The 402-nt window shown below is 46.5% G+C and carries 1 protein-coding gene; it reads right to left on the minus strand.

Translation table 11 applies throughout. The features are described 5' to 3' along the window. The coding region (locus ASC50_RS06760; RefSeq protein WP_158648480.1) for a leucine-rich repeat domain-containing protein at positions 1-402 on the minus strand (402 nt) is incomplete at both ends.

The following is a 402-nucleotide window of genomic DNA, read 5'->3' on the forward strand; positions in this document are numbered from 1 at the left end:
TCCTAATAAACTTGCCGGAGTAGTCCGACGAACATATATGGAGGTAAGACGGCTGCAATCCGCAAAAGCCCCCTCCCCAATACTTGTCACGCTGTTAGGAATGGTAAGGGAGGTAAGACCGCTGCAACCATAAAAAGCATCCTGCCCAATGCTTGTCACACGGTTAGGAATGGTAAGGGAGGTAAGACCGCTGCAACTTTCAAAAGCTTTCTCCCCAATGTTTGTCACGCTGTTAGGAATGATAACGGAGGTAAGACTGCGGCAACCATGAAAAGCATAACGCCCAATATAGGTCACGGTGTTAGGAATGGTAAAAGTAGCGTTTTGCTTCCCCGCCGGATATATCAATAAAGAGTCTTGATTTTTGCTGTAAACCACACCATCTATTGCACTATACCGCTC

The sequence above is a fragment of the Candidatus Symbiothrix dinenymphae genome (genome assembly GCF_001431085.1).